Source organism: Phaeobacter sp. JH204B (assembly GCF_048055755.1).
GTDB lineage: Bacteria > Pseudomonadota > Alphaproteobacteria > Rhodobacterales > Rhodobacteraceae > Phaeobacter > Phaeobacter bryozoorum.
On record NZ_JAYMXF010000026.1, the window covers coordinates 26,365 to 38,876 of the forward strand.

12 protein-coding genes are annotated in these 12,512 nt (G+C 60.8%); 5 read left to right on the forward strand and 7 right to left on the reverse strand.

What is annotated here, in order from left to right; all coding sequences use genetic code 11:
- Nucleotides 1-30: 30 nt before the first annotated feature.
- A complete protein-coding gene (locus tag VXL81_RS14175) occupies nt 31-459 on the reverse strand; it encodes a hypothetical protein (protein WP_340546247.1) in 429 nt (142 codons plus the stop codon).
- Between the two features lie 92 nt (nt 460-551).
- Here VXL81_RS14175 and VXL81_RS14180 point away from each other — a divergent pair, with 92 nt between their 5' ends.
- On the forward strand, nt 552-1,454 hold the full coding sequence (locus VXL81_RS14180) for a LysR family transcriptional regulator (protein WP_416534989.1): 903 nt from the start codon (nt 552-554) through the stop codon (nt 1,452-1,454).
- Nucleotides 1,455-1,521: 67 nt separating this feature from the next.
- Here VXL81_RS14180 and VXL81_RS14185 read toward each other — a convergent pair whose 3' ends face one another.
- From VXL81_RS14185 to VXL81_RS14205, 5 genes are all read right to left on the reverse strand, one after another.
- Nucleotides 1,522-2,556: a threonine aldolase family protein gene (locus VXL81_RS14185; RefSeq protein ID WP_416554798.1), complete on the reverse strand. Its 1,035-nt coding sequence runs from the start codon at nt 2,554-2,556 to the stop codon at nt 1,522-1,524.
- Complete coding sequence (locus VXL81_RS14190) at nt 2,557-3,027, reverse strand: YcgN family cysteine cluster protein (protein ID WP_416539141.1); 471 nt, start codon at nt 3,025-3,027, stop codon at nt 2,557-2,559. It lies immediately after the preceding gene.
- Complete coding sequence (locus VXL81_RS14195; RefSeq protein WP_340546243.1) at nt 3,024-3,956, reverse strand: bifunctional riboflavin kinase/FAD synthetase; 933 nt, start codon at nt 3,954-3,956, stop codon at nt 3,024-3,026. Before VXL81_RS14195 ends, VXL81_RS14190 begins: the two co-directional genes overlap by 4 nt.
- Nucleotides 3,957-4,031: 75 nt before the next feature.
- Nucleotides 4,032-4,475, reverse strand: coding sequence for a MaoC family dehydratase (locus tag VXL81_RS14200; protein WP_416534992.1), 444 nt, complete (start codon nt 4,473-4,475; stop codon nt 4,032-4,034).
- A 146-nt stretch (nt 4,476-4,621) separates the two neighbouring features.
- Complete coding sequence (locus tag VXL81_RS14205) at nt 4,622-5,497, reverse strand: TIGR01459 family HAD-type hydrolase (protein ID WP_416554800.1); 876 nt, start codon at nt 5,495-5,497, stop codon at nt 4,622-4,624.
- Between the two features lie 140 nt (nt 5,498-5,637).
- Here VXL81_RS14205 and VXL81_RS14210 point away from each other — a divergent pair, with 140 nt between their 5' ends.
- Nucleotides 5,638-7,605, forward strand: coding sequence for a methyl-accepting chemotaxis protein (locus VXL81_RS14210; RefSeq protein WP_416554802.1), 1,968 nt, complete (start codon nt 5,638-5,640; stop codon nt 7,603-7,605).
- 658 nt (nt 7,606-8,263) lie between these two features.
- On the opposite strand, the gene VXL81_RS14215 is transcribed toward VXL81_RS14210, so the two are convergent.
- Nucleotides 8,264-9,184, reverse strand: coding sequence for a manganese-dependent inorganic pyrophosphatase (locus tag VXL81_RS14215; RefSeq protein ID WP_416554804.1), 921 nt, complete (start codon nt 9,182-9,184; stop codon nt 8,264-8,266).
- Between the two features lie 213 nt (nt 9,185-9,397).
- Between VXL81_RS14215 and VXL81_RS14220 the strand changes: the two genes are divergently transcribed.
- The 3 genes from VXL81_RS14220 (at nt 9,398) to groL (ending at nt 12,290) form a co-directional block, all read left to right on the forward strand.
- The gene (locus VXL81_RS14220) at nt 9,398-10,108 is read left to right on the forward strand and encodes a DUF2161 domain-containing phosphodiesterase (protein ID WP_416541308.1); all 711 of its coding nucleotides are present in this window, start codon (nt 9,398-9,400) and stop codon (nt 10,106-10,108) included.
- Between the two features lie 169 nt (nt 10,109-10,277).
- The gene (locus VXL81_RS14225) at nt 10,278-10,565 is read left to right on the forward strand and encodes a co-chaperone GroES (protein ID WP_340546237.1); all 288 of its coding nucleotides are present in this window, start codon (nt 10,278-10,280) and stop codon (nt 10,563-10,565) included.
- A gap of 75 nt (nt 10,566-10,640) precedes the next feature.
- The gene (groL, locus tag VXL81_RS14230) at nt 10,641-12,290 is read left to right on the forward strand and encodes a chaperonin GroEL (RefSeq protein ID WP_340546236.1); all 1,650 of its coding nucleotides are present in this window, start codon (nt 10,641-10,643) and stop codon (nt 12,288-12,290) included.
- The last annotated feature ends 222 nt before the right edge of the window (nt 12,291-12,512 follow it).

Below are 12,512 nucleotides of genomic sequence, written 5' to 3' on the forward strand. Positions count from 1 at the left end.
GCTTGCGACGTCAGGGCGCGTGAGTTGGCCTCAGAGATCGGTCACCGTGGTGACGGTTTCGCGGAAATAGTCAATCTTGCCGTCCTTCTGATGGGACAGGATGAAGGTCACGCTTTCCACCATACGATCCCGCACCGCGTAGTGATAGCGCTGCTGGAACCGGGTGTTATACCAGCCATCCCCCAGATCCTGTGATGTCAGATCCACGATTTTTGTTCCCTGAGGGAAAACTTCGGGGCCAAGCCGGGACAGGATCACGCCAAAGCCCTCGATATCGGTGGCCTGTTGCCAGCTGACGTCGACGCCATCGCTGTCGCGGTAATGGTCGATGCGAAAATCGATATCCGGCGCGATAAAGCCCATCAGGGCGGGGTCGCCTGCCTCGAACAGGCGCAGCAACTGCTCGATTTCGGGGGCGGTTGTGGCTTGGGGCGCGGGGGCGAGGGTGGTTGCGGACATGATGCTCTCCTGTTGAGTGGTGCCGACAGGATGGCAAAGATACCGACTATAGGGAATTGCTCTGGAGGCTATCCATGTTATAGTTTGAAGCTATGGATGATCTGACACCGCTACGATATTTCCGGGCTGCCTATGAAATGGGAACCTTCAGTGCTGCGGCACGGGCCTGCGATGTGCGCCAGCCCTCGGTCTCGGCGGCAATTGCCCGACTTGAGCAACGGTATGGCGGCCCGGTGTTTCGGCGCGGTCGGGATGGTCTGACGCCAACCGCGCTCGGGCATGAACTCTATCAGCAGGCAGGTGGGGTGCTGGCGCAGATGAGCCAGCTTGAGGCGCGGCTAAAGGGGCATGTCGCGCAAACGGTAAGGGTGTTCTGCGCGCCCGACGTCTTGATGGCGGCATTTGAGGATGGGCTGGCCCGGATCCGGCGGGCGGAACCACAGGCGCAGTTTCAGTTCACCGAGGATCCCACGCAGGCGGATCTGCATTTTGCGGCTGAGAGCTGCCTGCCACGGGGCTGCGGTTTTCATCCGCTCTGGCAGGAGCGCTATGGTCTCGGTCTGCCCTCTGGGCATCCTCTGGTGGCAAAACCGCAGCTGACGCTGGCAGATCTTGCGGATGAGGCCCTGATTGCGCGCCCCTATTGCCCCAGCGCGGACCGGTATCTGGCTGAACTGGCGCGGGATGACGGCGGGACGGGGCTGCGGGTGGCGGCCAGCGCGATACATGATGCCCAGCTGATGGATCTGGTGGCTGCCGGTTTGGGAATGGCGCTGATGCCAATGTCCCATGGCGATGCTCACAGGGGCATTGTGCTGCGGGAGATTTCGGACGTCGACCCGGTAACGCGGGTGGTTGGTGTCGGCTATCGCAAAACAGGATTTGCCGACGCTATGGCGCGGCATTTCCTGAGCCGCCAGAGCTTCATGGGTGCTGGCGCCGGGGGTGGCAGCGCTCCGGGTGGCGGGCCCGCGATGACCGCTGAGCCGATGTGACCGGGAGCCGCCGGTGGGCGGCAAACCGGCGTCCCATTAGGAGGTGGCGGCCCAACCGCGATATGTGTCAGAGAAGCGCGAGAAACGCGTCTATCTGGTCGTCTTCTATGGACCAGTCGCAGACGAACCGCGCGGTGACCTCTTCGTCCGCTGCGCCTTCCAGGCCGCCGTCCCAAAGGTGATAGACCGCGCCGGCGTCGAACAGCCGCTGGTGGGTGGCGCGTGGCAGGGCGGCAAAGATCATGTTGGCCTGCGGATCATGGCTGAACCGGGCGCCTTTGCTGCGCAACCCGTCCGCCAGACGCGCTGCCTTGGCATTTGCCGCGCGGGCGTTGTGCAGCCAGAGATCATCGGTCAGATAAGCCAGCATCTGCGCTGACAGATAGCGATGCTTGGAGAACAGATGCGCCCCGCGTTTGCGGCGATATTCGAACTCCTGCGCTTTGGCAGGGTCAAAGAAGATCACCGCCTCAACCCCCATGCAGCCGTTTTTGGTGCCGCCAAAAGACACCGCATCCACGCCTGCTTTCCAGGTCATCTCGGCGGCGGTGCAGCCCAGCGTCACCAGCGCATTGGTGAAACGTGCACCATCCAGATGCACCGGCAGACCGTAGGATTTTGCAACCTCGCAGAGCGCGCGCAGCTCTTCGACCGAATAGACCGTGCCAAATTCCGTCACCTGCGTGATCGAGACGGGACCGCGCTGCGGCCCGTGGACGCCGCGATTTTCCTCGCCCTCAAGGGCTTGGCGCAGATCGGCGGGGGTCATCTTGTCAGCATCGGTCACCAGCGTCAGCTTGGCGCCGCCGGTGTAGAACTCAGGCCCGTTGCATTCATCGACGTTGATATGGGCCTGTCGGGTGCAGAACAGCGTCTGCCAGGGCTGCGACAGGGTCGAAAGGGCCAGTACATTGGCGGCCGTGCCGGTTGCGACGAGGTAGACCGCTGCGTCCGGGGCGTCAAAGATCTCGCGGATGCGGGTGGTGACCTGTGCCATCTCGTCATCTGCACCGTAGCCCATGGCATAGCCAGTGTTGGCCGTTGCAAGGGCTGCCAGAATTTCAGGATTGGCCGGACCGGAGTTGTCAGAGGCGAAATGCATTTAGAGCGGCTCCTCGATTATATGCTCTTCCCAGTCTTCTTCGGGAGTGTCGAATTCCGATACGGTCCAGCCCCGCACCGAGACACCGGCCTCATGCACGCTTGCGGGATCACCGGTGATCAGCGGGTGCCAGTCGGGCAGCGGCTTGCCTTCCCAGAGCAGGCGATAGGCGCAGGTCTGTGGCATCCAATAGGCGTGGGTGTCCAGATTGTCGGGCTTCAGCACGATACATTCGGGGACAAACTGATGGCGGTTCTCGTAGTGGGCGCAGCGGCAGGTGGCATCATCCAGCAGACGGCAGGCAACCCGGGTCAGCGCCACTTCGCCGCTGTCTTCATCCTCCAGCTTGTTCAGGCAGCATTTGCCACAGCCATCGCAGAGCGCTTCCCACTCGCGGTTGTTGAGCTTTGTCAGCGGCTTCTTTTCCCAGAAGCGCTTGCTCAGCCCGTTGCGGTCAATGCCCTGGCTCATAGCGCCGCCAACAGCTGGCGCGCCGTGATGCAATCAGCGTCCATCTGGGCCAGCAGCCCCTCCAGCCCGTCAAAGGTCATTTCCGGGCGCAGGTATTCGACCAGCCCCACAGACAGCGTCGCGCCGTAGAGGTTGCCGGTGAAATCGAACAGGAAGGTTTCAATATTGGGATGGCTGCCATCGAACATCGGGCGCACTCCGACGGAGGCTGCGCCATGATAGCTGCCCCGATAGGGGCCATCCAGCACATCGACCAGCACGGCATAGACGCCAAAGGCGGGCTGATGCAGCCCGTCGATCGACATGTTCGCGGTGGGATAGCCCAATTCGCGGCCGCGTTGTTCGCCGCCAATGACCTCGCCTTCGATCCGGTGCCAATGGCCGAGCATATTGGCGGCATCGCGCGGCCGCCCGTCGCTGAGCGCGCGGCGGATGGCGGTGGAGGAGACCGTGTCCTCGGAATATTCCATCAGCGGCGCCACGGTGACGCCGAACCCCATCTGGTCGCCAAAACGCTGGAGATCGTCGGCAGAGCCGGCGCGACCCTTGCCGAAACAGAAATCCGAGCCGACGACGACATGGCGCAGGCCTAGACCGTCGGCAATCACCTTGCGGGCAAAGCCCTCGGGCGTGAGACCTGAGAGGGCGGCATTGAAATTCAACTGGTAGAGACGCTCCACCCCCAGTTTTTCCAGCCGCGATGCCCGGGCTTCGGCCGACATCAGGCGAAACGGCGGGGCATCGGGGGCGAAGAACTCCCGCGGGTGAGGTTCGAAGGTCAGGACCCCGAGCGGCGCCTCGGGCACAGCGTCGCGGGCCAGGTCGATGACCGATTGATGGCCGCGATGGACACCATCGAAATTGCCGATGGCGGCAGAGGCCCCACGATCCTTTGGATCTACGAATTGAAAGTCACGGATAATGCGCATGGCCACTGCCTAGCCGCGCCGGGACGCGCTTGCAAGAGCCATGCCACGGGGCGCCACAGCTTGGCGGCCATCGCGTCAGTCGAACTTGCGTGACGGCGCCATCACCATGGCTTCGCCGACCAGCACCTTCTTGCCCTCCACCATGCAGCGGCAATCCAGCTTGACCCGGCGTTTGTCGATCTCGATGCCGGTCACCTCGACCTCCGCAAGCACGAGATCGCCGGGGCGGACGGGGGCAAGAAACTTCAGGGACTGGCTCATGTAGATGGTGCCATGGCCGGGCAGTTGCTCGCCAATTACGGCAGAGATCAACCCGGCAGTCAGCATCCCATGGGCGATGCGCCCCTGAAACATGGTGTCCTGCGCGTAATCTTCATCCAGATGCACCGGGTTATGGTCGGTTGAGACCTCGGCAAACATCTCGATATCCTTGTCCGTCACCTCTTTGCGCAGATAGCGGACCATCCCCATTTCGATATCTTCGATGCAGATCGTTCCGCGCGGAAAATTGTCCAACATATGCCTCTCCTGTTGCCGTTGCTCTGCGAAAAATTGCGCGGTGCTGTCTATGGGTTGCGGGTCGAACCTGAAACAATCGGGCAAATGCAGACTTGTTACGGCAACTTTATTACTTTGCAGTCGCAGAAAGGCAAGTGTTTTCTCCGTTAGCGCAATCTGCCGATAGAATAGGTCGGTGCAGATTTTTCCTTTTCCAAATAGGTGCTTAGCGCGGCTTCATCGGGCTGGTGGTCGGTTTTGGTCTCTTTTGCTGCAAGTCCACCTGTAATGAAGAGTGAGTCCAGACCTTCGCCCATTGCGCCCGAGATATCGGTGTGGGGGCCGTCACCGATCGCCAATATGTCACGGTCGGCGATATCCAGGCCCAGCTCCGCCAGACGCCGCCGCGCCAGATCGTAGATCGGCGGGTGGGGCTTGCCGAAGTACAGGCTCTCGCCGCCCATTTCCGAATAAAGCCGCGCCAGCGCCCCGGCGCACCATTCGCGCGTCTCGCCGCGATCAACCACGATATCGGGATTGGCGCAGAGTAGTTTCAGCCCCATCTGCTTGGCATAGAGGAAATCCGGGCGGTTCACATCCGGGTCGGCCTGCGTATCGAATGGGCCGCAGCAGACAATGCCTTCGGCCTCCTTCAACGGAACGTGGGTCACATCAATCGGATCGTCCAGCATCTTCAGCGGCTCAAAGAAGCCGGCATCGCGTTCCCATTCACCCATGAAATAGACCTTGCGGCCAACGGCACCGCTGAACATGGCGGCGCGTGCGGAATCGCCGGAGGTGGCAATGGTGTCATAGGCATCCTGAGGGACGCCGAAGTCGCCAAGCTGTGCCGCAACCCCTGCCCTTGGCTTGGGCGAGTTGGTCACCAGCACAACAACACCGCCAGCCGCGCGATAGGCCTGCAAGGCAGCCACGGCCTCGGGGTAGGCGGTGATACCGTTGTGCACACAGCCCCAAAGATCGACAAACAGGGCTTTGTACTGGCTTGAGACCTCGGCGAGGGAGGCAATGAGTCGGGTCATGGGACAGGTCTTTCACATGGGATTTCGGCTGTTCAAGCTATGCCAGAGCCTGCGGAATTTGACCAGATCGGCGATGTTTCCGGTTTTTTAACAACAGAGGCGTAGAACAGGTCGAGGCTACAACCCAGAGGTGTGCGGTAATGTTTCGAACGATGTCAACAAAAACCCGATTTATTATTTCGGGTGCGGTATCCGTTTTTGCGATTGTTATATTGGCTCTGATATCTGTCTACAGCCTGTGGCAAAGCGAACTGGAGCTTGAGCGGCAGATTGATGTAACCAAAACGGTGCGCCACGAGCTGAAGGTCGACCTCCTGCATGAAGAGTTGCACTCGGAAGTGATCTATCTCGTGTTTGCCGGGGATCATGCGACCGCAGCCGAGAAAGAGGCGCTGCGCGCACAAGTGGTCCAGGCCAGCGAGGAGCTTCGCAAGAATCTGGAATTGCTGAAAAACGATTCCTTGCCACCAAAGGCGCTGGCGCAGGTCGAGGGGATGGTGGCGGAGGTTGATACCTTTGTCGGTCAGGGCGTCGCCCTGGCAGAGCTGGCCGTCACCGACCCGGTCGCCGCGGAGGCTGCTGTCGATGCCTTTCAGGACAGTTACGCGGCCCTCAATGAGAAATTGCACCCGTTGAGTGACTGGATTGAAACCTCGGCGGTCGAAACCGCAAAGGCGGCGCGGGCACATGACATGCTTCTGCTTTATGTCCTCCTGGGAACATCCGCCCTGTTGGTCTTGGTGACGCTCTATAACGCGCGCAAGATGACCATGAACATTGTGCGCCCGATTGATCGGCTGCGCGAAGCCCTGCGCGAAGTCGCAGAAGGGGATTTTGGCATCAAGGTCGCTGAGCGGATGCGCGGTGACGATTTTGGCGAGATCGCCCGCGATATCGACCGTGTGTCGGCCCGGGTCATCAGCGAGCTGGAGAAACAGAATACCCTGCGTGTGGAGGGTGAGCATGTCATCGACCGGCTGCGTCAGGGCCTGCAGGCGCTGGCGTCCGGGAACTTCAGCGTTCGCATCGCAGAGAGCTTTGGCGAGGCCTATGATCCGCTGCGGATGAATTACAACGAAACGGTCGATAAACTGAATGAGGTGATGGCCCAGGTGGTCAAGGCAAGCGCCGCGATCCAGGCGCAATCCGATGAAATCCGGTCCGGTGCTGAAGACATGTCTGCCCGCACCGAAAGCCAGGCGGCCACGCTGGAGCAAACGGCTGCCGCACTGGAAGAAATGACGGTCAGTGTCAACAACTCCGCCCAGAACGCCAAAGCCGTCGAAAGCGCTGTGGATTCCGCGCGCAAGGATGTTGAAAACAGCGGCCGGGTCGTGGAGGGCGCGATCGAGGCGATGAATGAGATCGAACGCTCGTCCGGGCAGATTTCGCAGATCATCGGCGTGATCGACGACATTGCCTTCCAGACCAACCTGCTGGCATTGAACGCTGGTGTCGAGGCGGCGCGGGCAGGTGAGGTCGGGCGCGGTTTTGCCGTCGTCGCCTCCGAGGTGCGCGCTTTGGCGCAACGGTCATCGGATGCCGCCAATGAGATCAAGTCGCTGATTTCGGCCAGCACCAGAACAGTGGAAGAGGGCGTGGAGAAGGTCGATAGCGCCGGCAAGGCCCTGTCGCAGGTTGTCGGCGAGGTGGTCAATATCGCCACGCTTGTCTCTGGTATCTCTTCGGAATCCGGTGAGCAGGCGCAGGGGCTGAACGAAATCAACATCGGTGTTGCCCAGCTGGACAATGTCACCCAGCAGAATGCCGCGATGGTTGAGGAATCCGGCGCTGCCATCCTGAAGATGAACAGCGAGACCTATGGTCTGAACCAGATCGTCAGCCAGTTTGTTCTGCTCTCAGCAGATGGTGCCGCAGGCCGCGCACCCTCAGCGGCGGAGCGCGCAGCGGCCGTTGTCGAGGCAGGTCACCCGGATGAGGAGCGTTGGGAAGACTATAACGAAGTCTCCGCCCATGGGCCTGTTTCCGGCGATGGCATCGATGACTGGGACACCGACCGCGCATCGCTGCACAAGTCCGTGGGGTCGAAAGCAGGGGATGCCGGTGACGATTGGGCGGATCGGGATGCGGTTGCCAATTTCGCCTGACGGCCTGAGCGCCTGATAGTCGTCTGTGGGGCACGGTAGGCAGCTGACCACGCGCCGGTTTCGGGCTTGCCGCCTGCCGCGCGTGGCGGCCTGTCACCTGGGATCGGGCGTCAGCTTCGCCCGGTGCAATCTGAACCGACCGGCCTCGGTCAGCCGATGCCTGTGAGCGAATCGGGCGCCCGCGACTTTATGGCAGGATTGCCAGCGCCAATGCCTTTGCATGACGGAAATGCCAATGCCGGTCGATAGATCCACGTCACCTCTGGCGGTGCTGGCTCCTTTGCCGAGGCGCTGACGCCGGTCGCGGCGCTTTGGCCCCTTTTGCACCGGGGCGGGCTGGGATGACTTAGGTATCCGTGGCTTACTTTCGCCCTGAGGCGTGATTTGCTGGAGTGTCATCCGGGGACCGCGACACGGGCAACCACAGCAATTGGTCAATGCGCACAGCAGATGCGGCAAACAGAGGTCCGGGGGGATCCGCAAGAGGGTGGCGATCGCTCTGCGCGTGCTACCAGCACCTGGTTGCCGGTCGATCGAAACACGCGGTGGTATCACCCGAAGATCGGATCGCCGGCTACTGCAGGTCCATCATAAAAGATGCGGGCCACCTCAGAAAACCCGCATCTTTCGCATTTCATAGGCTCGAAGGCGCCGGGCCTTAGATTGCCAGATTGGGGATGATCTGTTTCTTGCGGCTCATGATCCCCGGCAGCACAACGCTATCGCCCTCCGCTGTGGCGCCAAAGCTCTTGGCCGCGAGGGTTTTCACCAGGTCGTTGGGCACCAGAAGAGTGGCTTCTTCCTTCAGGATATCCACCACAAAGAGCAGAACCTGATCAACGCCATCTTCGGCAGCGACGGTTGTCATGGTTTCCATCAGCGACGCCTTGCGATCCAGCACCACGGCGGGAGCGGTGGTTTCCAGAACCGAGACCCGGAATTTGGTGCCTTCGACCGCGTATTCCTTGGAATCCATCCGCAGCAGCTCTGCGTCGGAGAAGGCCGAAACATCGGATTTCGCGGCAAACATCTCGGCGGCATAGGTGGCGATATCGACGCCGAGATCTTCGGCCAGGCTATAGGCCACGGCTTTGTCTTCCTGGGTGGTGGTCGGCGAGCGGAATTCCAGCGTGTCGCTCAGAATGCAGGTCAGCATCGCGCCTTTGATCTCGCGTGGTGCCTGCGCCAGATCGCTGCCGATCATTTTCCACATGATGGTCGCGGTGCAGGCGACCGGCTCGATGCGGATGTCGATGGGGCCTTTGGTTTCCAGCCCGCCGACCAGTTTATGATGGTCGATGATCGCACGAACGTCAGCGCCATTGATATTGGCGGGCAGTTCAGCCGGGTTGTTGGTGTCGACGATGACGACAGGCTGATCATCGGCCACATCGCTGATGATCTCCGGCTTTTCCAGCCTCCAGTGTTGCAGCATGAAGGCCGCTTCGGTGTTGGGCTCGCCCAGCAATTTCGGAGCGGCTTCGACGCCTTTGATCTGGTTCAGATACCACGACCAGATGATGGCGGAGCCGGTGGAATCGGTATCGGGGGATTTATGGCCGAAGACGAAGGTAGTCATTGAAGTGTGTCCTATGCAGATGCCGGAATTTTGCGCGTCTTATAGGTGGGGGCGGCGATCTTGTCACCCCGGCCCGTTGTCTCGTCAATGCAGCTATGCCGTCCGTGCAGATCAGGGCAGCGCACGCGCGCCAGGGGAGCCAATGGCTGCGGATCATAGCCCTGATTTGGCGAATGGCTTTTCCTCTGCTGCGGCTGGGGGTAGCATTGCGTCATGACCCGCGAAGATCAGCTTTATCCGCCCGTGAAGGCCCTGTTGGAACAGCAAGGGTATACCGTGAAGGGGGAGGTGGGGGCCGCTGATGTGGTTGCCTGCCGGGGCGATGAACCACCGGTTATTGTCGAGCTGAAGTTGCGGTTTTCACTGTCGCTGTTCCATCAGGCGATCACGCGGCTTGCGCTGAGCGACCTCGTTTATATCGCTGTGCCGAAACCCGCTGGCCGCCAGGCGCGGCGGGTGCTGAAGGACAATCTGGCGATGTGTCGGCGTCTAGGGCTGGGGCTGATCACGGTTCTGCCGGACGGTCGGACGGAGGTCCAGTGTGATCCGGGGCCTTACGCGCCGCGAAAATCGGCCAAGAAACAGGCGCGGCTGCTGCGCGAATTTCAGCGCCTGCAGGGGGATCCGAATGCCGGTGGGGCCACCCGCCACGGGATCGTGACCGCCTATCGCCAGGACGCCTTGCGCTGTGCCGCCCATCTGGCAGACCACGGGCCGAGCAAGGGGGCCGCCGTGGCCAGGGCAGCGGGCGTCCCACAGGCCACCCGGATCATGGCGAGCAATCACTATGGCTGGTTCATGCGGGTCGCCACCGGCATTTATCAACTGACCGAGGCCGGTCAGGCGGGGCTGGTTCATTGGGCGCATAGCTGGGAAGCGCTGGGGGCCGACGATGGGACAGCGGCCGAGGTGGGCCCTGCGTGATAGCCGCGGCAGAATATTGCCATAAAATTTCCCAACCAACCTGTTGACAGGACCGCACGCCCTGCCTAGCTATTCCTTCGTTAGCACTCGGCAGTATTGAGTGCTAACACCCTCTGCGGGGAGCAGGGGGGCGAGACAACAACCTTTGAGCCTTTAAGGAGCTACAAAGATGGCATTGAAACCGCTTCATGACCGCGTGCTGGTCCGTCGCACCGAAAGCGAAGAAAAAACCGCCGGTGGTCTGATCATCCCTGATTCCGCCAAGGAAAAGCCGAGCGAAGGCGTTGTCGTCGCAACCGGCGAAGGCGCACGCAAGGACAGCGGCGAGCTGATCGCAATGGCTGTTTCGGCTGGCGACAAGATCCTGTTCGGCAAATGGTCCGGCACCGAGGTCACCGTCGACGGCGAAGAGCTGCTGATGATGAAGGAAAGCGACATCATGGGCATCATCGAGTAAGACACCGGGTTTTTCCCAAGTCTGCTCTGATCCCTGATCGCTTAAACCCACAGAATTTCTCTAGGAGAGTAAAAAATGGCTGCTAAGGACGTCAAATTCGACACCGATGCCCGCAACCGTATGCTGCGTGGCGTCAACATTCTGGCCGACGCCGTGAAAGTGACCCTGGGCCCGAAAGGCCGCAACGTGGTTCTGGACAAATCCTTCGGCGCACCGCGCATCACCAAGGACGGCGTGTCCGTGGCGAAGGAAATCGAACTGGAAGACAAGTTCGAGAACATGGGCGCCCAGATGGTGAAGGAAGTTGCTTCCCGCACCAACGACGAAGCCGGTGACGGCACCACCACCGCAACCGTTCTGGCCCAGGCCATCGTCAAAGAAGGCCTGAAGCAGGTTGCAGCCGGTCTGAACCCGATGGACCTGAAGCGCGGCATCGACCTGGCAACCTCCAAGGTTGTTGAAGCGATCAAAGCCTCGGCCCGCGACGTGAAGGACAGCGACGAAGTTGCGCAGGTTGGCACCATCTCCGCCAACGGTGAAGCAGAAATCGGCCGTCAGATCGCTGACGCGATGCAGAAAGTCGGCAACGAAGGTGTTATCACCGTCGAAGAAAACAAGGGTCTGGAAACCGAGACCACTGTTGTCGAAGGTATGCAGTTCGACCGTGGCTACCTGTCGCCCTATTTCGTCACCAACCCCGACAAGATGGTTGCAGAACTCGACGACTGCATGATCCTGCTGCACGAGAAGAAACTGTCGTCGCTGCAGGCAATGGTTCCGCTGCTTGAGCAGGTGATCCAGTCGCAGAAACCGCTGCTGATCATCGCTGAGGACGTCGAAGGCGAAGCGCTGGCAACCCTGGTTGTCAACAAGCTGCGCGGCGGTCTGAAAATTGCTGCTGTCAAGGCACCGGGCTTCGGTGATCGCCGCAAGGCCATGCTGCAGGACATCGCAATCCTGACCGGCGGCCAGGTCATCTCCGAAGATCTGGGCATGAAGCTCGAGTCCGTCACCATGGACATGCTGGGCACCGCCAAGAAAATCGAAATCACCAAAGACGAAACCACCATCGTTGACGGCGCTGGCGAGAAGGCCGAGATCGAAGCACGCGTTGCCCAGATCCGCACCCAGATCGAAGAGACCACCTCTGACTACGACCGTGAGAAGCTGCAAGAGCGCGTTGCCAAACTGGCAGGCGGTGTTGCCGTGATCCGCGTCGGCGGCATGACCGAAGTGGAAGTGAAAGAGCGCAAAGACCGCGTCGACGATGCTCTGAACGCAACCCGCGCAGCCGTGCAGGAAGGCGTCATCGTTGGTGGTGGTGTTGCTCTGGTTCAGGCCGGCAAGGCACTGGACGGTCTGGAAGGTGCAAACTCCGACCAGAACGCCGGTATCATGATCGTTCGCAAGGCCATCGAAGCGCCGCTGCGCCAGATCGCCGAGAACGCCGGTGTTGACGGTGCCGTGGTTGCGGGCAAGATCCGTGAATCCTCTGACACCAGCTTTGGCTACAACGCCCAGACTGATGAATATGGTGACATGTTCTCCTTCGGCGTGATCGACCCCGCCAAAGTGACCCGCACCGCGCTGGAAGATGCAGCCTCGGTCGCAGGCCTGCTGATCACCACCGAAGCCATGGTTGCCGACAAGCCCGCCAAAGAAGGCGCGGCAGGTGGCGGCATGCCCGACATGGGCGGCATGGGCGGCATGGGCGGCATGATGTAATCACAAATCCCCTTGGGATTTGGGATGAGGCAAAAGGCGATTGGCTGCAGGTTTGTTATCTGGGCCAATTCGCCGGAAGCCCACCGCTGATGACTGGAAGAATTAGGGGCTGCCTTCGGGCGGCCCCTTTTCGTTTCGGCGGGGAGAGAGAAGGCCCGCCTTGCGGGCCTGCCTCCGGCGGGAGTATTTTTGGAAAGGTGAATGAGGGGGGGCGTCGCAGCG

Bases quoted from the DNA above. Each gene is read 5' to 3' on its own strand.
- VXL81_RS14190 (WP_416539141.1), bottom strand. From the start codon at position 3,027: ATGAGCCAGGGCATTGACCGCAACGGGCTGAGCAAGCGCTTCTGGGAA.
- VXL81_RS14195 (WP_340546243.1), bottom strand. From the start codon at position 3,956: ATGCGCATTATCCGTGACTTTCAATTCGTAGATCCAAAGGATCGTGGG.
- VXL81_RS14220 (WP_416541308.1), top strand. From the start codon at position 9,398: ATGACCCGCGAAGATCAGCTTTATCCGCCCGTGAAGGCCCTGTTGGAA.
- VXL81_RS14175 (WP_340546247.1), bottom strand. From the start codon at position 459: ATGTCCGCAACCACCCTCGCCCCCGCGCCCCAAGCCACAACCGCCCCC.
- VXL81_RS14185 (WP_416554798.1), bottom strand. From the start codon at position 2,556: ATGCATTTCGCCTCTGACAACTCCGGTCCGGCCAATCCTGAAATTCTG.
- VXL81_RS14180 (WP_416534989.1), top strand. From the start codon at position 552: ATGGATGATCTGACACCGCTACGATATTTCCGGGCTGCCTATGAAATG.
- VXL81_RS14210 (WP_416554802.1), top strand. From the start codon at position 5,638: ATGTTTCGAACGATGTCAACAAAAACCCGATTTATTATTTCGGGTGCG.
- groL (WP_340546236.1), top strand. From the start codon at position 10,641: ATGGCTGCTAAGGACGTCAAATTCGACACCGATGCCCGCAACCGTATG.
- VXL81_RS14200 (WP_416534992.1), bottom strand. From the start codon at position 4,475: ATGTTGGACAATTTTCCGCGCGGAACGATCTGCATCGAAGATATCGAA.
- VXL81_RS14225 (WP_340546237.1), top strand. From the start codon at position 10,278: ATGGCATTGAAACCGCTTCATGACCGCGTGCTGGTCCGTCGCACCGAA.
- VXL81_RS14205 (WP_416554800.1), bottom strand. From the start codon at position 5,497: ATGACCCGACTCATTGCCTCCCTCGCCGAGGTCTCAAGCCAGTACAAA.
- VXL81_RS14215 (WP_416554804.1), bottom strand. From the start codon at position 9,184: ATGACTACCTTCGTCTTCGGCCATAAATCCCCCGATACCGATTCCACC.